A 21,551-nucleotide genomic window follows, 5' to 3' on the forward strand; every position below is an offset into this window, starting at 1 on the left:
AAACCAGTTTAATTTTATTAAATATGTTTTATTTAAAATTATAGTGACTGGTCATTTACAATTGAATAGGAGGAAATTTAATGAAAAAAAATTTAGAAGCTACAATTGAAGAGATTGTAACTAAAATAACAGATGAACATGGATTTGAAATGGTTGATGTTGAATATGTAAAAGAAGCGGGAGAATACTACTTAAGAGTATACATAGATAAAGAAGAAGGAATATCTTTAAATGAATGTGAATTAGTTAGTAGAGAATTAAGCCCAATATTAGATGAAAAAGACCCTATAAAGGAGAATTATTTTTTAGAAGTATCTTCTCCAGGACTTGATAGAGCATTAAAAAAAGATAGAGATTTTGTAAGATACCAAGGTAGAGATGTAGATTTAAAACTATATAAAGCATTAAATGGATGTAAACAATTTGAAGGTGAACTTGTAGGACTAACAGAAGATAATAATATAAAAATCATTGTAAATAGTGAAGAAATGGAATTTAATAGAAAAGATGTTGCTATTGTCAGATTAGCAATAAAGTTTTAGTGGTATATTAAATAGGGAGGAAATAAAAAAATGAATCATGAATTTATGGAAGCACTAAACGAATTAGTGGTTGATAGAGGTATAGATAAAGAGATACTTATAGATACTATAGAACAAGCTCTTTTAACTGCATATAAGAAAAACTTTGGTTCAGCACAAAACGTTAGAGTTGAATTTGATAGAGACAAGGGAGATATAAAAGTATTTTCTCAAAGAGTTGTTGTTGATGAATCAGATTTATATGATACTTTCTTAGAAATAGAGTTAGCAGATGCTAGAGAGATAAACCCTAATTATGAATTAGGCGATATTATAGAGCATGAAGTTACTCCTAAAAACTTTGGAAGAATTGCAGCTCAGACAGCAAAACAAGTAGTTGTTCAAAGAATAAGAGAAGCTGAGAGAGAAATAGTGTATAATGAATTTATAGAAAAAGAAAATGAAATAGTTACAGGAGAGGTTGCTAGAGCAAATAAAAACATTGTTTATGTAAACCTTGGAAGAATAGAAGGTATAATGACTCAAAGTGAGCAAATACCATTTGAGAATTATAAAGCAGGTCAAAAAATAAAATTCTATATACTTGAAGTTAAAAAGACTAATAAAGGACCTCAAATAGTTGTATCAAGAAGTCATCCAGGTCTAGTAAAGAGATTGTTTGAAGAAGAAGTTCCTGAAATATATGAAGGAATAGTTCAAATAAAATCTGTAGCAAGAGAAGCAGGGTCAAGAACTAAAATGGCAGTAAGGTCTATAGATGAAAAAATAGACCCAATTGGAGCTTGTGTTGGACCAAAAGGACTTAGAGTAAAAAATATAGTGGATGAACTTGGTGATGAAAAAATAGATATAATAAAATATAGTGAAGACCCAGCAGAGTTTATATCAGCAGCACTTAGCCCATCAAAAGTTGTTAGAGTAGATATAAATGAAGATGAAAAATCTGCCTTAGTAATTGTTCCAGATTATCAGTTATCGCTTGCTATAGGTAAAGAAGGTCAAAATGCAAGACTTGCAGCAAAATTGACTAACTGGAAGATAGATATTAAGAGCGAATCTCAAGCAGAACAAGAAATGTTAAATCTTGAAAATTCCAGAGAAATAGAAGATGAGGATGTTAAAGCTGAATCTATCAACCAAGAAGAGTTAGATACTTCAGATGATACTTTTAGTGAAGAAGAGTAAGGAGGGATGATTTTGAAAAAAGTAAAAAAAGTGCCTCAAAGAAAATGCATAGCATGTCAAGATAGAGACTCTAAAAAAGAGCTTATAAGAATAGTTAAAAATAAAGAAGGAAAAATATTTTTAGACCAAACAGGAAGAGCTAATGGAAGAGGAGCATATGTATGTAAAAGCTCTGAATGTCTCAAAAAGGCTATCAAAAGCAAAGCATTAAATAAAGCTTTTAAGATAGATGTTCCTGATGAAGTCTATGATAATCTACTTATGGAGTTAGAAGAATATGAAAAATAATAAAGAAAAAATACATTCATTCTTAGGGCTCGCAACTCGTGCAGGGAAAATAGTGTCTGGTGATGACTCAACTTTGCTTGACTTGAAAAAAGGAAAAGTAAAGTTGGTTTTAATAGCAGAAGATGCATCAAATAATACTAAAAAACTTTTTAAGGATAAATCAACTTTTAGAAATATTCCATATCTATTTTTTTCAACAAAAGAGGAAATAGGATTTGCAATAGGAAAATCTCCAAGAGCAGTTGTAGGAGTAAAAGATGAAAATTTTTCTAAAAAGATAATTGAACTAATAGAAGTTTAAAATAAAATAGGGGGTGATCTTGTGTCAAAAACAAGAGTATACCAAATAGCAGAAGAATTAAATATATCAAATGAAGAGCTTATGAATAAGTTAACTGAATTAGATATAAATGTAGCTGATAAAGATTCAGTATTAGAAGGAGAAGAATTAGAATTAGTATTAGAATTCTTAAATGAAGCTTCATCTAAAGAAAATGAAAATGTTATAGAGATAGATGGAAAGCTAACAGTTCAAGCATTAGCAACAGAGTTAGATAAATCTCCATCAGAAGTAATTATGAAGCTCATGAAAATGGGAACTATGGCAACAATAAATCAAGAGATAAGTTTTGAAATTGGTGCTTTAGTTGCCAAAGACTATGGATTTGAACTAACAGTAGCTGAAAGTGATGATACAGAAGCTTTAGAAATAGAAGCTTTAATGGAAATTGAAGAAGATAAAGAAGAGGATTTAAAATCTAGACCACCAGTTGTTACAGTTATGGGACATGTTGACCATGGTAAAACATCTCTACTAGATGCAATAAGAAAAACTGATGTAATTTCAGGTGAAGCAGGAGGAATAACTCAGCATATAGGTGCTTCAGAAGTTAAAATTAATGGACAAAAAATAGTATTTTTAGATACTCCAGGACATGAGGCTTTCACATCAATGAGAGCAAGAGGAGCACAAGTTACAGATATAGCAATATTAGTGGTTGCAGCAGATGATGGTATAATGCCTCAAACAGTAGAAGCTATAAACCATGCTAAAGCAGCAGGAGTACCTTTAATAGTTGCTATCAATAAAATAGATAAACCAGGTGCAAATCCAGATAAAGTAAAACAAGAATTAGCAGACCAAGGATTATTAGTTGAAGACTGGGGTGGAGAAGTAATAGCAGTTCCAGTATCAGCTAAGAAAAAAGAAGGAATAGATACACTTTTAGAAATGGTATTATTGGTTGCTGAAATGGAAGAATTAAGAGCAAATCCAAATAAAAGAGCAGTAGGAACTGTTATAGAAGCTGAGCTTGATAAAGGAAGAGGTCCAGTTGCAACAGTACTTGTTCAAGGTGGTACTTTAACAGTAGGTGACCCAATCGTTGCAGGTGCTGCATGTGGTAAAGTTAGAGCAATGATAAATGCAAAAGGGAAAAGAGTAAAAACAGCAGGACCATCTACAGCAGTTGAGATATTAGGTTTATCAGAAGTTCCACAAGGTGGAGACCAATTTGTTGAGGTTCCAACTGACAAAATTGCTAGAAGTGTAGCAGCAAGAAGACAGCAAATAGTCAGAGATGAAATGTTAAAATCAACTCAAAGATTATCACTAGATGTTTTATTTAGTCAAATGAGTGAAGGTTCTATAAAAGACCTTAATATAGTTATAAAAGCAGACGTACAAGGTTCAGTACAGGCAGTTAAACAATCTTTAGAAAAACTATCAAATGAAGAAGTTCAAGTTAAAGTAATACATGGAGGTGTTGGAGCTGTAACAGAATCAGATATATTACTTGCAGCAGCTTCTAATGCAATAATAATAGGATTCAATGTAAGACCAGTTCCAGGTGCAGAATCTCTAGGAGAAAAAGAAAATGTTGATATAAGAACATATACTATAATATACAAAGCCATAGAAGATATACAAGCTGCTATGACTGGTATGTTAGACCCTGAATATGTTGATGAAGAAACAGGAAAAGCTGAAATAAGAGAAATATATAAAATATCTGGTGTTGGAACAGTAGCTGGATGTTATGTAACTAATGGTAAGATATTTAGAAACTGTAAAGTTAGATTAGTTAGAGATAGTATAATAATACATGAAGGTGAACTTGCAGCACTTAAGAGATTTAAAGATGATGTAAAAGAAGTTAATTCTGGATACGAATGTGGTATGAGTTTTGTAAATTATAACGATATAAAAGAAGGCGATGTAGTAGAGGCTTATATAACTAAAGAAGTAGAAAGAAAATTATAAATTCGTATCAAAGAAAATCAGTTAGTAAAGAAGGTCGATGGTATGGCATCATATAATAGAACAAGAAGAATAGCAGAAGAAATAAGAAAAGTAGTAAGTACTATGCTTATAAATGGAGTAAAAGACCCTAGAATAACATCTATGGTAAGTGTAACTGATGTAGAAGTTACAAATGACCTAAGATACGCTTATGTATATGTAAGTATTTTAGGTGGAGATGAAGAATCTACACTAACAGGACTTAAAAGTGCTGGAGGGTATATAAGAAGAGAAGTAGGAAAAAATATAAAACTTAGATATATTCCTGAAATAATGTTTAAGCTTGATGATTCAATAGAAAAAGGAATGTATATGGATAGCCTTATAAAAAGAGTTAATGAAAAAAATACTCAAAAAAATGAGGATGAAAATTATGATGAATAATATTGATAGTATTATAAACTATATTTATGAGGGTGACTATTTTATAGTTACCTCTCATATTAGCCCAGATGGAGATAATATTGGTTCTACACTTTCGATGTATTATACATTAAAAAACTTAGGGAAAAAAGTATATTATGTACTTGATGATGAAGCACCATTAAATTTAAAGTTTTTGGTTGAAGACGTAAAAATTTATAAGTCTAATGAACTTGATATGAATCAGTATTCTCTAATAGCACTTGATTGTGGAGATGAAATGAGAATATGCGTAAGTGATGAAATCAAAAGTAATGCATCAAAAGTAATCTGTATTGACCATCATGCTAGTAATGATTCATATGGGGATTTAAATTATGTAGATATGGATGCATCCTCTACATGTGAGCTAGTTTATAATTTATTGATTAGATTCCAGCAAATAAAAGATATTGAGATTATAAATAAAGATATAGCAACATGTTTATATACAGGTCTTGTAACTGATACTGGAAACTTTTCATATTCAAATGTGCATGCAAGTAGTTTTGAAATGGCAAAAAATTTACTTGTTTTAGGTGCAGAAAAAAATACTATAATACAAAATATATATCAAAGTAATTCTTCTGATTACTATAAATTATTAGGAGAAGCTTTAAAATCTTTGGAAATATTTGATTCAAAAGTATCTAGTATAGTTTTAACTCAAGACATGATGAATAGAAATAATACAAGTTTCAACGATGTTGATGGAATAACAACATATACAAGAGATATAAAAGGAATTGAAGTTGGAATTCTATTTAAAGAGAAAAAACAAGATGAAATTAAAGTAAGTTTTAGGTCAAAAAATTATGTTGATGTAAGTGAAATAGCCAAGTTATTTGGCGGTGGTGGTCATGTAAGAGCTGCTGGATGTACTATTAGAGATAATGTTGAGAATGCAAAAAAAATGGTATTAGAGGCAGTGTTAAAATCAATTTAAGGTGACAGTAAAATGAATAAGATTATAAGTATATTGAAACCTACAGGTATGACATCTCATGATGTTGTAAGTAGAGTGAGAAAGATTTTAAATATAAAAAAAGTCGGTCATACAGGTACTCTTGACCCAGATGCTTCAGGTGTTTTACCAATCTGTATAGGAAAAGCTACAAAAGTATGTGAAGTTATTTTAAACAAAGATAAATCATATATATGTGAGCTTACTTTAGGTATAAGTACAGATACTTATGATGCCTCAGGTGAAATTTTAAAAAAAGTTGATGATTTTAAGTTGAGTAATGAAGATATAGAAAAAGCTTTTGATACACAAAGAGGAGAAATAAGTCAGCTTCCTCCAATCTATTCAGCTTTAAAAGTAAATGGAAAGAGAATGTGTGATTTAGTAAGAAGTGGTAGACAATCTGAAATTACTTTAAAAACTAGAAGAGTGAATATAAAAGACATAAAAATACTCAGTATAAAAGGTAACAAAGTAATGTTTTATGTTGAGTGTTCTAAAGGGACTTATGTAAGAAGTATTTGTCATGATATAGGAGAATACCTAGGTTGTGGAGCACATATGTCATTTTTGAATAGAACATCTTCTGGTAAATTTGATTTAGATAATTCAATAACATTAGAAGAACTAGAATCATTTTATGAAAATAAAACTTTAGACAAACACTTATATGATATAGATTATGTACTTGATTCATTTAATTATATTGTATTAAATCCTAATGCTATAAAATATTATAGCAATGGTGGTTCAATAGATGATAAAAGATTTTTGAAAGATAATCTCAATAAGAATGATGAATTTGTAAGGGTGTATAGCACAGATAACTTCTTAGGATTAGGAAAATTATCAAAACATAATAATACAATAAGTGTTAAAAGTGATAAGATGTTCATATAATTAATGTATTTAAAAGAATTCCAAAAGAGATAGTACTATAATAACTTCTATAGTCTATCTCTTTTACTTATGCTATAATAGTTTGTGAATAAGTTAAGAGTAAATTATAATTTTAGCGGGGAACATTTATTATGGTGATTATAAAATCTATAGCAGAAATAGCAAACATAAAAGAAAGCGTCATTACCATAGGAAACTTTGATGGTGTACACAAAGGACATCAAGTTCTTATAAAAAAAACAGTTGAATATGCAAAAAAACAAAATATACAAAGTATTGTATTTACCTTTGCAAATCATCCTGTAAATTACTTTAGACCAAACTCAACAAAAAATATTATAAGCAAGAATGACAAGATAAAATTATTAGAAGACTTGGGAATAGATATAGTTGTAATCATACCATTTGATGAGTATATGACTAAAATACCTGCAAAGGATTTCGTAGACGAGATACTAGTAAAAAAATTAAAAGCTAAAAAAATAGTAATTGGCCATGACTTTACATTTGCAAGAGCAAAAGAAGGTAATGTTAATCTATTAAAAAGCTTAGAACATGAATTTGGTTTTGAGGTAGAAGTAATAAAACCAATCAAAATAAATGATGTAAGAGTGAGTAGTACTTATATTAGAAGTTTAGTATCCCAAGGCGACATGGCTAATGTTAAAGAGTATTTAGGTCGTAATTACAAGTTAGAAGGGTGTGTTATACATTCTAAACACCTTGGAAGAACTATGGGATTTCCAACAGCAAATATTGACCTTAAGAACAATATGCTCGTTCCAAAGAGAGGTATTTATGCTTCTATTGTACATATTGGAGATGAGGCTTATTTTGGTGCTACAAATGTAGGCTATAACCCAACAGTCAATGGAAAATCTTTATCTATTGAAACCAATATTTTAGAGTTTGACAGAGATATTTATGGTAAAAATATAATTGTTGAGTTTTTGGAAAGAATAAGGGATGAGAGAAAATTTAATTCAATAGATGACTTAAAAAATCAATTGTTTAATGACACAAATTATGTATACGAAAACTATGTTTGCAAAAACAAGTAATGTATGATAAAATGATTAAGGAAAATAACCATTACTCGGCATTTGAATACTCCAATCAATGCTTAGTAATAGGCGTTTCTAAAAAAATACGGAGGTAATCTAAATGATAAACAAGTCAGAAATAATCAAAGAATTTGGAAGAGTTGAAGGAGATACTGGTTCTCCAGAAGTACAAATAGCTTTATTAACAGCTAGAATAAACGAGTTAAATGGACATTTAAAAACTCATAAGAAAGACCACCATTCAAGAAGAGGACTATTAAAAATGGTTGGTAGAAGAAGAAACTTATTAGCTTACTTAAAAGAAAAAGATCTTGAAGGATATAGAGCATTAATAGCTAAGTTAGGATTAAGAAAGTAATTTCATTCTTTATAAAAAAGCAGGTATAGTGTATACCTGCTTTTTTATAGTTAATTCATTATAAAGTAAAATAGTTAATAATAAAAGTAGTTTATATATTATAAAAAATTATAAAATGAATAATATTGGGTAAGAATATTAGAGAAATATATAAATACATAATTAATTTAAAAGGAAAGACAATATAAATATAGAAACTTTATAACAGTATAATTAGTTGGAATAAGGAGGATATTATTTTGAAAATAAAGTTAGTATGTGATAGTTTATGTGATATTCCAGATGAAATATCAGAAAAAGATTATATAGAAATAGTTCCACTTACAGTTATTTTTAATGATAGAGAATATATAGAAGGAGTAGATATAAATAAAGAAGAGTTTTATAAAAAAGTAAAAGAAATTAAGCAAATACCTAAAACATCACAGGCTACATATATGGAGTTTAAGGAAGTATTTGATAGGTTTGTAGAAGATGGATACCATATAATCTGCATGACAGGAGCAGCAAATGCATCAGGGACTTTTCAAAGTGCTATGATAGCTAAAAATGATGTAGATGAAAATGAAAAAATACATATATTTGATACTCGAAACTTATCTCTTGGTAGTGGACAATATGTTATAAAAGCATGTGAACTTCTTGAAGAAGGATTGGCATTTGAAGAAATTATAGAAGAATTAGAAAATACTCGTAGTAGTGTGAGATTACTTTTCGCACCATATACACTTGATTTTTTAAAACAAAGCGGAAGGGTTCCAGTGGCAACTGCTTTGATAGGAAATATGTTGAATATAAAGCCTATATTTTTCTTTGATAATGGGGAAGCTAAGTTAGTAAATAAGGTTAGAGGAGTAAAGAATATAGCAAGTAAATTGGTTGATATAATATTAGAGATGAATGAAGGGTCTTTAGAAGGAAAAATTGTTACGATAGGTTGTGGAGATAATTTTCATGATTGTGAAATATTAAAAGAAGAAGTAAACAAAAGAATAAAAGCAAGAAGAGTGTTATTTACTCGAGGAGGCGTTTCTATTTGCTCTCATACAGGGCCAGATATATTAGCTATAAGTTGCTCTAATTAGTAGTAATATAAGCTTTTTGCATATATGTGTAAAGATAATTTTATATTGTTAATTTATAGTATTTTTGATAATATAGTAAATAGAGTGATATACGTGTTTTTAATAAGAGGAGGACAAGCATTAATGTTTGAACATAAAATATTTAAAATGGATTTTGCAGGAAGAGAACTTTCTGTAGAAATAGGAAAAATTTGTGAAATGACTAGTGGTAGCTGTATAGTTAGATACAGTGATAGTATGGTAATGGTGAATACAACTAAATCGGCTAAACCTAGAGACGGAATAGACTTCTTTCCTTTAAGTGTAGATTATGAAGAAAAATTATACTCTGTAGGTAAGATACCAGGAGGCTTTTTAAAAAGAGAAGGTAAGCCTTCAGAAAAAGCGATACTTACATCAAGATTGATAGATAGACCAATAAGACCATTATTCCCAAAAGGATTTAGAAATGATGTTCAGGTAGTTGCAACTGTTTTATCAGTAGACCAAGATTGCACACCAGATATAGTCGCAATGATAGGTTCTTCTATAGCCCTTTCTATATCAGACATACCATTTAATGGACCAACTGGTTCAGTATGTGTTGGTCTTGTAGATGGTGCCTTTGTTGTAAATCCAAATGCAGAACAAAGAGAAAAAAGTTCAATGCACTTAGTTGTTTCAGGTACAAAAGAAGCAATAATGATGGTTGAAGCAGGAGCAGATGAAGTTCCTGATGATGTGATGTTAGAGGCTATTTTATTTGCACATCAAGAAATCAAAAAAGTAGTTGAGTTTATAGATGGTATAGTTGCAGAAGTTGGAAAAGAAAAATTAGAAGTTGAATTGTACCATGCAGGAGAAGAAATAACTCAATTAGTTCGTGAATTTGCAACTGATAAGATGAAAGAAGCAGTTCAAACTTTTGAAAAATTAGAGAGAATGGAAAATATGGATAGAGTTAAAGAAGAAACTTTAGCTCACTTTGAAGAAACTCTTGAAGATTTTGAAGATTATATTGGAGATATAGAAGAAGTATTACAAGATATAATAAAAGAAGAAGTAAGAAAGCTTATAGTACATGAAAATGTAAGACCAGATAATAGAAAATTAGAAGAAATAAGACCTATATGGTGTGAAACTGGTATGATACCTAGAGCTCATGGTTCGGCTATATTTACTAGAGGTCAAACTCAAGTACTTAATGTAGCTACTTTAGGTGCTTTAGGAGATGTTCAAAAGTTAGATGGATTAGATGAAGAAGAAAATAAGAGATATATGCATCATTATAATTTCCCTGCATATAGTGTTGGGGAAGCTAGACCATCAAGAGGACCAGGAAGAAGAGAAATAGGACATGGTGCTTTAGCAGAAAGAGCTTTATTACCAGTGATACCATCTCAAGAAGACTTCCCTTATGCTATTAGATTAGTTTCTGAAGTATTAAGCTCAAATGGTTCTACATCTCAAGCAAGTGTATGTGGTTCAACATTATCTTTACTTGATGCAGGTGTACCCATAAAAGATATGGTTGCAGGTATAGCTATGGGACTTATAAAACATGATGGTAAGGTTGCAGTACTTTCAGATATACAAGGTATGGAAGACCATTTAGGAGATATGGACTTTAAAGTAGCTGGTACAGAATATGGTATAACAGCAATACAAATGGACATAAAAATAGATGGTATAGATAAGGAAATTCTACAAAGAGCTTTAAAACAAGCTAAAGAAGGTAGAATCCATATACTAGGAGAAATGAGAAAAACTATATCTCAACCAAAACCAGAACTTTCACCATATGCACCTAAGATTGTTAAAATGCAAATAAATCCTGATAAAATAAAGGATGTAATAGGACCTGGTGGAAAGATAATAACTAAGATAATAGATGAAACTGGAGTTAAGATAGATATCGAACAAACTGGAGAAGTATTTATATCAGGTATTGAGATTGATATGATTAAGAAAGCTCAAGAACTTATAAATAATATAGTAATCGAACCAGAAGTAGGAAAAACTTATAAAGGTAAAGTAAGCAGAATAATGAACTTTGGTGCATTTATTGAAATACTTCCAGGAAAAGAAGGATTACTTCATATATCTCATATAGCTCATGAAAGAGTTGCTAAAGTTGAAGATGTATTAAATATAGGAGATGAAGTTGAAGTTAAAGTTACAGAAATAGATGAAAAAGGAAGAGTTAATTTATCAAGAAAAGTTCTTTTACCAAAACCAGAACATAAAAATAAATAATATAATAAATAATTAAAGGCAAAATCTTATGATTTTGCTTTTTTTAATGTAAATATATATCTTCTTAAATGATATATATTATATTGACATGTAAAAAAGTATTTACATCATATTTAGTGCATAAATAAAGCTTTCTTTTAATAGTATTAAATAAGAAACAATTTGTACATAATTAGGGGGAGTTTTAATGATAATGATGGTACTTAACAAGAGTAAACTCAAGAAAATAATAATACTAATTTTAGTTTTATTATTAGGGCTATCAGGAGGAGTAATGGTATTAAAAATGTTTAATAATAAACCAGTATTCAACTTCTTTAATGGGGTAGATTTACCATATGAAAGAGGCACAAAAGATAAAAGTGGATATGTTGCATTAACTTGTAATATAGACCTTGGATGGGAAACAGAGTATGTGGAATCTATTTTAGAGACTCTTAAAAAGGAAGATGTAAAAATTACTTTTAATGTAACAGGTAAGTGGGCAGAAAAGAATAAGGATGAATTATTAAAGATAAAAAAACAGGGACATGAAATAGGCAATCATGGATACAAACATTTAGATTATTCGACATTATCATATGAAGATAATTATGAACAAATAGAGACATCTAAAAAAATAATTGAAGAAATCATAGGTGAAAAAACTAAATTTTTTCAAGCACCAGCAGGTTCTTTCGGTCCAGAGACAGTAAAAGCAGCTAAAGCATTAGGATATACCTCAATAAAATGGGATGCTGACACTATAGACTGGAAGTATAAAGACCAACCAGAAGTAATAATTGATAGAATGAAGAAAAAAGATATTAAAGATAATAGTATAATCTTAATGCACCCAACCGATGCAACGACAAAATGTATAGATGATATTATAGCAATTGTAAGGGAGAAAGGATTAAAACCAGGTAAACTCAGTGATGTTTTTAAATAGACAAAGTGTAAATATTTGATTAAGATTGTATAAGTTGTAGTTGAATTAATTAAAAGACTGACTTATAATGTAATACATATAAAAATAAATATAATTAAAATATAGTGTTTTCAATAATCCAATATAAAACAAAGAATAAATTTTTAGGAGAATGTAATGTATAAGACAAAAATACTGGAAAATGGGCTTACAATAATTGGTGAAGAAATACCATATCTAAAGTCAATAACATTAGGTATTTGGATAAATGCAGGCTCTAGGATAGAAGAAGCACAGGTGAGTGGAACTTCTCATTTTATAGAGCATATGATGTTTAAAGGAACCAAAAACAGAACATCAAAGGAGATTGCTAGTTCAATAGACAATTTGGGTGGGCAAATAAATGCATTTACAAGTAAAGAATGTACATGTTATTATGTAAAATTAATAGATGAGCATATAGATACAGGAATTGATGTATTAAGTGATATGATACTAAATTCTAAATTTGATAAAAATGATATAGATAAGGAAAGACTTATAATATTGGAAGAACTTAAGATGTACGAAGATTCTCCAGATGACTTATCTTATGATTTATTAGTAGAAAATATATATGCTAATGATGGTTTAGGAATGAATATAATTGGGACAAAAGATTCTCTATACAATATAACTAGGGAATCAATGTTAGAATACTTAAACAAGTATTATATTCCAAATAACGCTGTTATTTCTATAGCTGGAAACTTTAATTTTGATGATATAGTAGATAAAATCAAATCGAAATTTGGACACTGGGAAAAGAAAAAATTGAATATAGAAATAAACGAGACTAAATTCAATCCTTGTTTTATATCAAAAAATAAAGATACTGAACAGGTAAACTTAGCTATGTGCTTAAAAGGTATTCCATTTGAAAATGATGACGAAGTATATTCAATGGCAGTAGTAAATAATATTTTTGGTGGAAGTATAAGCTCAAGACTTTTTCAGAAAATAAGGGAGGAAAAAGGTTTAGTATATTCCATATACTCATCACAGACATTATACAGAAAATGTGGAGAATTAGGCATATTTGCAAGTATGAGTACAGAAAATCTGCAAGATGTTTATAATTTAATAAAAGAGGAAATTGAAAACATAAGGAAAAACTATCTTACAGAAAAAGAAATATATGAAAGTAAGGAACAATTAAAAGGCAATTATATATTGGATTTAGAAAGTACTAGCAGTAGAATGATGTCTACTGGTAAATCTATGTTACTTAGTAAAAAAGTAAAAACTACAGATGAAATACTTGAGTGTATAAATAATGTTGATATCAATTTAGTAAAGAAAGTTGTTGATAAGGTATTCAATATTGAAAATATTGGTACATGTATAGTTGGAAGAGATGTAGAAAATATTCTACATTTGGATTGATATCTTAAAAAGTAAATCTCTGGAGGTAATAAAATATGAATTTATCTGAAATAGCAGGTAAGGAAATAGTTAACTTGGTCACAGGAGAAAGATTGGGGGTCATTGGAGAATGTGACCTTATACTAGATGAAACTACAGGCGGTATATTAGCGCTTTTAATTCCAAAAGAAAAAGGTTTTTTTGCCAGAAGAAAAGATAAGTCATTTTTAGAAGTACCATGGAGAAATGTAAAAAAAATAGGTAATGACATGATAATTATAGAATATGAGGGATATATTTAGGAGGAAAAAATGAGTATTTTAGTGCAAAAGTTTGGTGGGACATCAGTAGAATCATATGAAAAAATGAATGAAGTATGTAAAATAGTAAAAGCATACAAAGAGAATGATGAAGAATTACAATTAGTACTAGTAGTTTCAGCAATGGGTAGAAAAGGAGCTCCATATGCAACAGACACACTTATAAACTTGTGTAGTGCAGTAAACGATGAACCAAATAAAAGGGAGCTTGATTTAATAATGTCTTGTGGTGAAATAATATCAGGAACAATTCTTGCTAATTTATTGAATGCACAAGGTATAGAATCTGTTTTCTTTACTGGTCAACAAGCAGGTATAATTACAAGTGATGAATATTCTAATGCAAAAATAAAATATATAAATCCTAAGAAAGTAAAAAGAGCTTTAGATAATGGGAAAGTTGTAGTTATAGCTGGATTCCAAGGTGTAACAGATGATGGAGAAATAACTACTCTTGGAAGAGGAGGAAGTGATACGTCAGCAGTTGCTATTGGTAAAGCTTTGGAATGTGAAACAGTTGAAATTTATACTGATGTAGATGGTATAATGACAGCAGACCCTAGAGTAGAACCAAATGCTAAAGTATTAAGTTTTATAGATTATGAAGAAGTATTCCAAATGGCTGACAAAGGTGCAAAGGTAATACACCCAAGAGCAGTACAATTAGCTAAAAGTGGAAATATAACTTTAGCTATAAAAAATACAATGAACCCAACTTTTGAAGGGACAAAAATAGGTTCTTTATGTAGACACTTAGAAGAAAATATAGAATATGAACAAGAAAAAGACTTTAACGTTGCTGTTGCAAATAAAGATAGTGTAGCGCAAGTTAAGATTAAATCAGCAGAAGAAGTGTTTACAGAAGTATTAAATGAGATAGAAAATAAACTTATAAATATAGATATGATAAACTTCTTTATATCAGAAAAAGCATTTGTTATTGAAGATGCTGATATAAAAGCATTAAAAGAGATACTAGATAAATTTGAATTAGATTATGAAGTAAATAGAGATTGTGCTAAAGTTACATTGATATGTTCAAGGATCGCAGATGAAATGTCTGGTATCATGTCAAAGGTAGTTAGAGGCTTATCAAAGGCAGGAGTATCTCTTTTACAAACATCAGACTCAAATATGACTATATCTTGTTTAGTTAGTGAAGAAGATATGCACACAGCAGTACATGCAATACATCAACAATTTTATGTAAAATAAATACTATAATACAATTATTTTTACTCAAATTTTAATAATTTTATGTATATCTTAATATATTTGATTTATTTGGTAAAACTAAGTTAAATATGATTTTGATAGGAGTTTTTTTATGAAAGATTATAGAGAAGATAATGAAACATTTGATAAAGATAGTTGTAGAAGAGAATCTAGTTGTGAAGAAAGAGAATGTATAAAGCAATTTGGGACTAATGAAATGCCACTTCAACCCTCTAAGGATACTCAGTGTATAACCATAATTGGAGAAATTGAAGGACATTTTATAGGAAATCCTCAAAAAAAAGCTACAAAATATGAACATATAATTCCAATGTTATACTCAATTGAGGAAAGTAATGATATTAAAGGAGTACTAGTAGTTTTAAACACTGTTGGAGGAGATATTGAGGCAGGTCTAGCTATTGCAGAACTTTTAAACAGTACATCTAAAAAAGTAGTTACTCTTGTTTTAGGTGGAAGCCATAGTATAGGTGTTCCTCTTGCTACAGCAGGAGATTACTCATTTATAGCACCAACAGCAACCATGATTATACATCCTGTGAGAACTACTGGTCTTGTGATTGGTATAAATGAAACTTTTGAGTATTTTAAAAAGATGCAAGATAGAATAATTCAATTTATAATAAGAACCTCAAATATTAAAAAAGATGTACTTGAGAAACTTATGCATGAAAAAGATGAGCTTATAAGTGATGTCGGTAGTGTATTAATAGGAAAAGAAGCAGTAGATTATGGGCTTATAGATGAAGTTGGAGGATTGAAGGAAGCTCTTAAAAAATTAAAAGAGCTTATAAAAGAATCTGATGAAGAAAAAAATAATGATTAAAGTTTGTTTAAATAATAAAATTTATGATATAATGATGTAATAAAGTAGGAGTGTTAGTGTTAAGGCATTAGCACTTTTTGCTGTGAAGGGGTAAAACTTGCTAAAAATAAGGAGTGATATTAATGGCCACGAAAAAGAAGAAAAAAAAGAAGGTAAATACCTTAAGTTTTAACGCAGAATATCATAATTTAATAACAATATTTGTAGGTGTATTTTTATTATATAGTTTAAATTCTAACTCTATGGGATGGATACCTGTGTTAATGCAGAATCTTTTTAAAGGACTATTTGGAGGGCTTTCTATAGCAATACCATTTATAGTAATCATAACAGGACTTTTAGGATTTTTTGATGGAAATGAATATATATATAGGCTAAGAAAGACTAAATTATACTACATAATTATTTTATTTATATTTGTATTTTATGGATTATTAAATGCAGGAACTCTTCCTGTGGATAGCCCACTAAAAGGTAACATGTTTGATGATATTATGAAAATGGGTGTAAGTGGACAAGGTAGTGGCTTGATAGCAACTACGATTGCTTATTATATGAGTAAAATATTTGGTATAGCAGGTGGATGGTTAATAAGCATATTTGCCCTTATACTTTCTATCATGTTTATATTTAATATTTCTATAAAAGACTTGGTATCCAATGCAAAATCAAAATCTAAAGCATCAAAAGATAGCAATTTAACATTTAAAGATAAAATTGCAAATATGAAGAAATCTGCAATAGATATGATGACTGACGAAGTAGATGATACTACTATAAATAAGAAGCCAGGATTCTTTAAAGGGTTAATGTCAAAAGGTCGCAATAATGAGGATGAAGAAGAGGAATATTTTGAAGAAGAGAATACTGATGGTGTAGATGATAAGACTATCAAAATAGTTGGATTTAATAAAGCAGAAGACGAGTATTTAGAAATATTAGAAGGTACTCAAAGTATGCCAGAGTTAGATGTTTTAAAAGAATTACAAAAAGCTACAAATGAAAGTCCAGTTGTAGATACTAAACCAGAAAAAAAAGTTGATATAAACAAACCGAACTTGAATATAGAAAAAACTCAACCTATGAGCATTATAGCAGAGTCAGTTAATGAGGATTATTCAAACTACAAAAAGCCTAGTATTGAGCTTTTAAATAAAGTAAACAAGAAATCTGATGAAAATGGTAAAAAGAAAGTATTAAAAAATGCTTCTCTTTTAGAAAAGACACTATCGGATTTTGGAGTAGAAGCGAAAATTAATCAAGTTACAGTTGGACCTACTATAACGAGATATGAGATACAGCCAAGCCCTGGTGTTAAAGTAAGTAAAATTGTAAATTTAACTGATGATATAGCTTTAAGCCTAGCAGCTAAAAGCATAAGAATTGAAGCACCGATTCCTGGGAAAAGTGCAATTGGAATAGAAGTTCCAAATGAAGAGGCTCAAATGGTTGGAGTAAGAGAAGTTCTAGAAAGTGAAGAATTCAATAGTTTTAATTCTCCTCTTGCAATGGGACTTGGAAAAGATGTAGCAGGTAAAATTATAATTGGAGATATAGGTAAGATGCCACACTTACTAATAGCTGGTTCTACAGGTTCAGGGAAGAGTGTATGCGTAAACACATTAATAAGTAGTATATTATATAAAGCAAATCCTGATGAAGTAAAATTACTATTAATAGACCCAAAAGTAGTTGAACTTGCAAATTATAATGGAATACCACATCTACTAATACCAGTAGTTACTGACCCTAAAAAGGCAGCTAATGCTTTAAACTGGGCAGTTACTGAGATGAATAGAAGATATAAACTATTTGCAGATGCTCAAGTAAAGGATGTAACAAGCTATAATGAAAAATCAGAAGAAAAATTACCTAAAATAGTAATAATAATAGACGAGTTGGCAGACTTAATGATGGCAAGTGCAAATGATGTAGAAGACTATATTTGTAGACTAGCTCAAATGGCAAGAGCTGCTGGAATGCACTTGATTGTAGCAACTCAAAGACCATCTGTTGACGTTATAACAGGAGTTATAAAAGCTAATATACCATCTAGAATAGCATTTGCAGTATCATCTCAAACTGATTCAAGAACAATACTTGATATGGGTGGTGCAGAGAAACTTCTAGGTAAAGGAGATATGTTGTTTTACCCACTTGGAGCAGCAAAGCCAGTTAGACTTCAAGGTGCATTCATATCAGAGAGTGAGTCAGAAAAAGTAATTGATTTCGTAAAAAGTCAGGTTAAAGATGGAATAAAATACGAAGAAGATATAATTGAAACTATATCTAAGGTTAATACTTCAAAGAGTAGCGATGAGGATGAATTCTTGAGTGAAGCCATAGAATTTGTCGTGGAGAGTGGTCAAGCATCTGCTTCTATGTTACAAAGAAGGTTTAAAATAGGATTTAATAGAGCAGCTAGACTTATAGATTCTATGGAAGAAAGAGGAATAATTGGAGCAAGCGAGGGAAGTAAACCAAGAAAGGTATTAATAAGCAAACAAGATTTGCAGAATTTAGAAGGTGAATAGAATTGTCAGTTATAAAAATAGAAGAAGCACTTAAGCTAGATAAAGTAATATTTGTAGATGTAAGAACAGAAGGTGAATATGAAGAAGACCATATATTAAATGCGATTAATATGCCTATTTTTAAAAATAATGAGCATAATGAAGTTGGAACAATCTACAAAATGCAAGGAAAACATGAAGCAATACAAAAGGGTTTTGACTATGTCTCGTATAAGTTAAAAGATATGTATCTACAAGCAGCAAATCTTGCAACAAATTATGATAATATCGTTATATATTGTGCAAGAGGTGGTATGAGAAGTGGAAGTATAGTAAATGTATTATCCTCATTAGGTGTAAATGTATATCAACTTGAAGGTGGATATAAGGCATATAGAAACTTTGTTTTAGAATATTTAAGGAATGTAATGGATACAAAAAACTTTGTATCTGTTCATGGATTGACTGGGGTAGGAAAGACTGATTTATTACATCTATTAGAGGAAAAAGGAATAGATGTACTGGATTTGGAAGGTATAGCTAAAAATAGTGGTTCTACTTTTGGTTTTATAACATTTGATAAAAAGCCACCATCTCAAAAGAATTTTGAAACTAAGTTGTTTGAAAGTATATTTTTCTCAAAGAAGAATTATATATTTGTTGAAAGTGAAAGTAAACGAGTTGGAAGTGTCACAGTTCCAAATGAGATTTTTGATGCAATGATACGAGAAGGGCATCATATACTATTAGAATGTAATATTGAAAATAGAGTTAATAGACTTTGTAGAGACTATATTTATGATAAGGATAATATAGAGGTCTTAAAAGAATGTATAAATAAATTTAGAAAAAGATTGGGTCATAAAGTAGTAGATGATTATATTGAATTATTAGAATCAGGTAAATATAAAGAGCTTGTAAAAAGATACCTTTTAGAATACTACGACCCACTTTATATGCATTCAGTAGAGAAATATAAGTACAATAAAGTTATAAGTTTTAATGATACACAAAAAGCTTTAGAAGATGTTATAGACTTATATGAGAGCATATTGGAAGGAGATAAGGAATGTTAAAAATAGCATTAGAATCATTAGGATGCTCAAAAAATTTAGTGGATGCAGAAATAATGATGGGAATTTTAAATAAAAAAGGCTATAAATTAATTGGAGATTTTGAAGAAGCTGATGTAATCATAGTAAACACATGTGGGTTTATAGAATCAGCTAAACAAGAATCAATAGATACAATAATAGAATTTGCTGAATTAAAACAAACTGGAAACTTAAAGTTACTGATAGTAACAGGGTGTTTGGCACAAAGATATTCTGAAGAATTAAAAGCTGAAATTCCAGAAATAGATGCTATAGTAGGTACAGGAAGCTATCAGAACATAGATGAGATACTTAAAGAATTAAGTGAAAAACATCAAATTGTAAGTCTTGATGATATAGAGTTTGTGTTTAATGAAGATTTACCAAGATACCTATCTACACCTAGTTATATGGCATATTTAAAAATTGGAGAAGGATGTTCTAATAATTGTACTTATTGTATAATACCAAAATTAAGAGGTAAATATAGAAGTAGAAAATTTGAAGATATAATTAAAGAAGCTAATAAACTAGCTGAATCTGGAGTAAAAGAACTTGTAGTTATAGCGCAAGATACAACAAAATATGGTTTTGATTTATATGGAAAAGAAAAATTGCCAGAACTTTTAGAAGAACTTGCAAAAATAGATGGATTTAAGTGGATAAGAGTTATGTATTCATATCCAGAATCTATAACAGAAGAATTAGTACAAGTTATAAAAAAGCATGATAATATATGTAGTTACTTTGACATGCCAATTCAACATGCAAGTAATAATATTTTAAAATTAATGAATAGAAAAACTAGTAAAGAAGATATATTAAATAAAATTAATCTTATAAGAAGCAATATACCAGATGCAATACTTAGAACAACGATAATAGTAGGATTCCCTGGTGAAACAGAAGACGATTTTAAACAACTTGTGGACTTCGTAAAAGAAGTTAAGTTTGATAGACTTGGCGCATTTGCATATTCAAGGGAAGAAGATACACCAGCAGATAGATTACCTAATCATATAGATGAAGAAGTAAAGATACAAAGAAGAGATACTTTAATGATGATTCAACAAAAAATATCTGAAGAACTCAATGAGCAAAAAATAGGAAAGACATATGATGTATTGATAGAAGAACAGATAGAAGATAATGTATATACAGGAAGAACACAAGGTGATGCGGAAGAAATTGACAGCATAGTGTATGTAAAAAGTGTAGATAATCTTGAAATAGGAGAATTCGTAAGTGTTCAAATAAATGATGCAATGGAATACGATTTAATGGGAGATGTTTTATATGAACTTGCCTAACAAATTAACTTTGTTTAGAATCTTTTTAATACCAGTATTTGTTTTAATTATGTTACTCAATGTACCAAATAAGTTTTTAATAGCTTGTATTATTTTTATAATAGCTTCAATTACTGATGCGTTAGATGGAAAAATAGCTAGAAAATACAACTTAGTTACTGACTTTGGAAAGTTTATGGACCCATTAGCAGATAAGCTATTAGTTATTTCAGCACTTACATGTATGATAGAAGACCATCTTGTAAGTAGTTGGATGGTAATTATAATAGTAGCTAGGGAGCTTACCGTCAGCATATTAAGGGCTATAGCAGCAGCTGATGGAAAAGTAATAGCAGCTGGCAACAGTGGAAAACTTAAAACGATAACTCAGATGGTGTCAATAGTATTTTTATTATTAGGGGCTCAGTTTGAGAGTGGATTAATATTAAATATAGGTGGAATTCTCATACTTATAGCAACTCTACTTACCTTATATTCTGGATGGGAATACCTATATAAAAATAAAGAGCTTTTTATGTCCTCTAAATAAAAATAATATAAATAAAAATTAATTATTTAATTAATAAAAAATAAAAACTTAAAATTTTAAAAATGTAAAAAAGGGTATACTATT

At 29.5% G+C, this 21,551-nt stretch carries 21 protein-coding genes; all 21 read left to right on the top strand.

From position 1 onward, the window contains the following. The first annotated feature begins 80 nt into the window (after positions 1-80). Positions 81-542, top strand: a complete 462-nt coding sequence (locus ACTG45_RS06745; RefSeq protein WP_021384019.1) for a ribosome maturation factor RimP — start codon at positions 81-83, stop codon at positions 540-542. A 30-nt stretch (positions 543-572) separates the two neighbouring features. Then, positions 573-1,727, top strand: a complete 1,155-nt coding sequence (gene nusA / locus ACTG45_RS06750; RefSeq protein ID WP_021384044.1) for a transcription termination factor NusA — start codon at positions 573-575, stop codon at positions 1,725-1,727. Positions 1,728-1,733: 6 nt separating this feature from the next. Next, positions 1,734-2,015 (top strand): RNase P modulator RnpM, encoded by a 282-nt coding sequence (gene rnpM, locus ACTG45_RS06755; RefSeq protein ID WP_044213074.1) that lies wholly within the window; start codon positions 1,734-1,736, stop codon positions 2,013-2,015. After that, entirely contained in the window at positions 2,005-2,316 is a 312-nt protein-coding gene (locus ACTG45_RS06760) for a L7Ae/L30e/S12e/Gadd45 family ribosomal protein (protein WP_021384040.1), read from the top strand. The genes rnpM and ACTG45_RS06760 overlap by 11 nt, the downstream gene beginning before the upstream one ends. 21 nt (positions 2,317-2,337) lie before the next feature. Further along, positions 2,338-4,278 carry a translation initiation factor IF-2 gene (infB, locus tag ACTG45_RS06765; RefSeq protein WP_021384052.1) on the top strand — a complete coding sequence of 647 codons (1,941 nt, stop codon included), beginning with the start codon at positions 2,338-2,340 and terminating at the stop codon, positions 4,276-4,278. 42 nt (positions 4,279-4,320) lie between these two features. Then, positions 4,321-4,701 carry a 30S ribosome-binding factor RbfA gene (gene rbfA / locus ACTG45_RS06770; RefSeq protein ID WP_021384033.1) on the top strand — a complete coding sequence of 127 codons (381 nt, stop codon included), beginning with the start codon at positions 4,321-4,323 and terminating at the stop codon, positions 4,699-4,701. Beyond that, the gene (locus ACTG45_RS06775) at positions 4,682-5,665 is read left to right on the top strand and encodes a DHH family phosphoesterase (protein WP_479920041.1); all 984 of its coding nucleotides are present in this window, start codon (positions 4,682-4,684) and stop codon (positions 5,663-5,665) included. The genes rbfA and ACTG45_RS06775 overlap by 20 nt, the downstream gene beginning before the upstream one ends. Before the next feature lie 12 nt (positions 5,666-5,677). Continuing rightward, entirely contained in the window at positions 5,678-6,583 is a 906-nt protein-coding gene (truB, locus tag ACTG45_RS06780) for a tRNA pseudouridine(55) synthase TruB (RefSeq protein ID WP_021384020.1), read from the top strand. A gap of 131 nt (positions 6,584-6,714) precedes the next feature. After that, positions 6,715-7,644, top strand: a complete 930-nt coding sequence (locus ACTG45_RS06785) for a bifunctional riboflavin kinase/FAD synthetase (RefSeq protein ID WP_479920042.1) — start codon at positions 6,715-6,717, stop codon at positions 7,642-7,644. Positions 7,645-7,747: 103 nt separating this feature from the next. Continuing rightward, positions 7,748-8,005 (top strand): 30S ribosomal protein S15, encoded by a 258-nt coding sequence (gene rpsO / locus ACTG45_RS06790; RefSeq protein WP_021384061.1) that lies wholly within the window; start codon positions 7,748-7,750, stop codon positions 8,003-8,005. Positions 8,006-8,244: 239 nt separating this feature from the next. Further along, positions 8,245-9,090 carry a DegV family protein gene (locus ACTG45_RS06795; RefSeq protein ID WP_479920043.1) on the top strand — a complete coding sequence of 282 codons (846 nt, stop codon included), beginning with the start codon at positions 8,245-8,247 and terminating at the stop codon, positions 9,088-9,090. Positions 9,091-9,213: 123 nt separating this feature from the next. Continuing rightward, on the top strand, positions 9,214-11,325 hold the full coding sequence (pnp, locus tag ACTG45_RS06800; RefSeq protein ID WP_169465617.1) for a polyribonucleotide nucleotidyltransferase: 2,112 nt from the start codon (positions 9,214-9,216) through the stop codon (positions 11,323-11,325). A 187-nt stretch (positions 11,326-11,512) separates the two neighbouring features. Next, complete coding sequence (locus tag ACTG45_RS06805) at positions 11,513-12,256, top strand: polysaccharide deacetylase family protein (RefSeq protein ID WP_021384066.1); 744 nt, start codon at positions 11,513-11,515, stop codon at positions 12,254-12,256. A 156-nt stretch (positions 12,257-12,412) separates the two neighbouring features. Further along, a complete protein-coding gene (locus tag ACTG45_RS06810; RefSeq protein ID WP_479920044.1) occupies positions 12,413-13,660 on the top strand; it encodes a M16 family metallopeptidase in 1,248 nt (415 codons plus the stop codon). A 35-nt stretch (positions 13,661-13,695) separates the two neighbouring features. Further along, positions 13,696-13,941 (top strand): YlmC/YmxH family sporulation protein, encoded by a 246-nt coding sequence (locus ACTG45_RS06815; protein ID WP_003419503.1) that lies wholly within the window; start codon positions 13,696-13,698, stop codon positions 13,939-13,941. A 9-nt stretch (positions 13,942-13,950) separates the two neighbouring features. Continuing rightward, a complete protein-coding gene (gene dapG, locus ACTG45_RS06820; protein WP_021384045.1) occupies positions 13,951-15,174 on the top strand; it encodes an aspartate kinase in 1,224 nt (407 codons plus the stop codon). 112 nt (positions 15,175-15,286) lie between these two features. Then, entirely contained in the window at positions 15,287-16,021 is a 735-nt protein-coding gene (locus tag ACTG45_RS06825) for a ClpP family protease (protein WP_021384022.1), read from the top strand. Positions 16,022-16,143: 122 nt separating this feature from the next. Beyond that, positions 16,144-18,555, top strand: a complete 2,412-nt coding sequence (locus tag ACTG45_RS06830; RefSeq protein WP_479920045.1) for an FtsK/SpoIIIE family DNA translocase — start codon at positions 16,144-16,146, stop codon at positions 18,553-18,555. A 2-nt stretch (positions 18,556-18,557) separates the two neighbouring features. Continuing rightward, positions 18,558-19,610: a tRNA 2-selenouridine(34) synthase MnmH gene (gene mnmH / locus ACTG45_RS06835; protein WP_021384002.1), complete on the top strand. Its 1,053-nt coding sequence runs from the start codon at positions 18,558-18,560 to the stop codon at positions 19,608-19,610. Next, a complete protein-coding gene (rimO, locus tag ACTG45_RS06840; RefSeq protein ID WP_021384015.1) occupies positions 19,604-20,938 on the top strand; it encodes a 30S ribosomal protein S12 methylthiotransferase RimO in 1,335 nt (444 codons plus the stop codon). Before mnmH ends, rimO begins: the two co-directional genes overlap by 7 nt. Further along, positions 20,925-21,467 (top strand): CDP-diacylglycerol--glycerol-3-phosphate 3-phosphatidyltransferase, encoded by a 543-nt coding sequence (pgsA, locus tag ACTG45_RS06845; protein ID WP_021384010.1) that lies wholly within the window; start codon positions 20,925-20,927, stop codon positions 21,465-21,467. The genes rimO and pgsA overlap by 14 nt, the downstream gene beginning before the upstream one ends. Positions 21,468-21,551: the final 84 nt, after the last annotated feature.

This window comes from Clostridioides sp. LIBA-7602 (assembly GCF_056688945.1).

Bases quoted from the DNA above. Each gene is read 5' to 3' on its own strand.
- ACTG45_RS06825 (WP_021384022.1), top strand. From the start codon at position 15,287: ATGAAAGATTATAGAGAAGATAATGAAACATTTGATAAAGATAGTTGT.
- ACTG45_RS06815 (WP_003419503.1), top strand. From the start codon at position 13,696: ATGAATTTATCTGAAATAGCAGGTAAGGAAATAGTTAACTTGGTCACA.
- truB (WP_021384020.1), top strand. From the start codon at position 5,678: ATGAATAAGATTATAAGTATATTGAAACCTACAGGTATGACATCTCAT.
- nusA (WP_021384044.1), top strand. From the start codon at position 573: ATGAATCATGAATTTATGGAAGCACTAAACGAATTAGTGGTTGATAGA.
- dapG (WP_021384045.1), top strand. From the start codon at position 13,951: ATGAGTATTTTAGTGCAAAAGTTTGGTGGGACATCAGTAGAATCATAT.
- ACTG45_RS06785 (WP_479920042.1), top strand. From the start codon at position 6,715: ATGGTGATTATAAAATCTATAGCAGAAATAGCAAACATAAAAGAAAGC.
- ACTG45_RS06830 (WP_479920045.1), top strand. From the start codon at position 16,144: ATGGCCACGAAAAAGAAGAAAAAAAAGAAGGTAAATACCTTAAGTTTT.
- rimO (WP_021384015.1), top strand. From the start codon at position 19,604: ATGTTAAAAATAGCATTAGAATCATTAGGATGCTCAAAAAATTTAGTG.
- pnp (WP_169465617.1), top strand. From the start codon at position 9,214: ATGTTTGAACATAAAATATTTAAAATGGATTTTGCAGGAAGAGAACTT.
- ACTG45_RS06745 (WP_021384019.1), top strand. From the start codon at position 81: ATGAAAAAAAATTTAGAAGCTACAATTGAAGAGATTGTAACTAAAATA.
- ACTG45_RS06810 (WP_479920044.1), top strand. From the start codon at position 12,413: ATGTATAAGACAAAAATACTGGAAAATGGGCTTACAATAATTGGTGAA.
- rpsO (WP_021384061.1), top strand. From the start codon at position 7,748: ATGATAAACAAGTCAGAAATAATCAAAGAATTTGGAAGAGTTGAAGGA.
- ACTG45_RS06775 (WP_479920041.1), top strand. From the start codon at position 4,682: ATGAAAATTATGATGAATAATATTGATAGTATTATAAACTATATTTAT.
- rbfA (WP_021384033.1), top strand. From the start codon at position 4,321: ATGGCATCATATAATAGAACAAGAAGAATAGCAGAAGAAATAAGAAAA.
- rnpM (WP_044213074.1), top strand. From the start codon at position 1,734: ATGATTTTGAAAAAAGTAAAAAAAGTGCCTCAAAGAAAATGCATAGCA.
- ACTG45_RS06760 (WP_021384040.1), top strand. From the start codon at position 2,005: ATGAAAAATAATAAAGAAAAAATACATTCATTCTTAGGGCTCGCAACT.
- pgsA (WP_021384010.1), top strand. From the start codon at position 20,925: ATGAACTTGCCTAACAAATTAACTTTGTTTAGAATCTTTTTAATACCA.
- ACTG45_RS06805 (WP_021384066.1), top strand. From the start codon at position 11,513: ATGATAATGATGGTACTTAACAAGAGTAAACTCAAGAAAATAATAATA.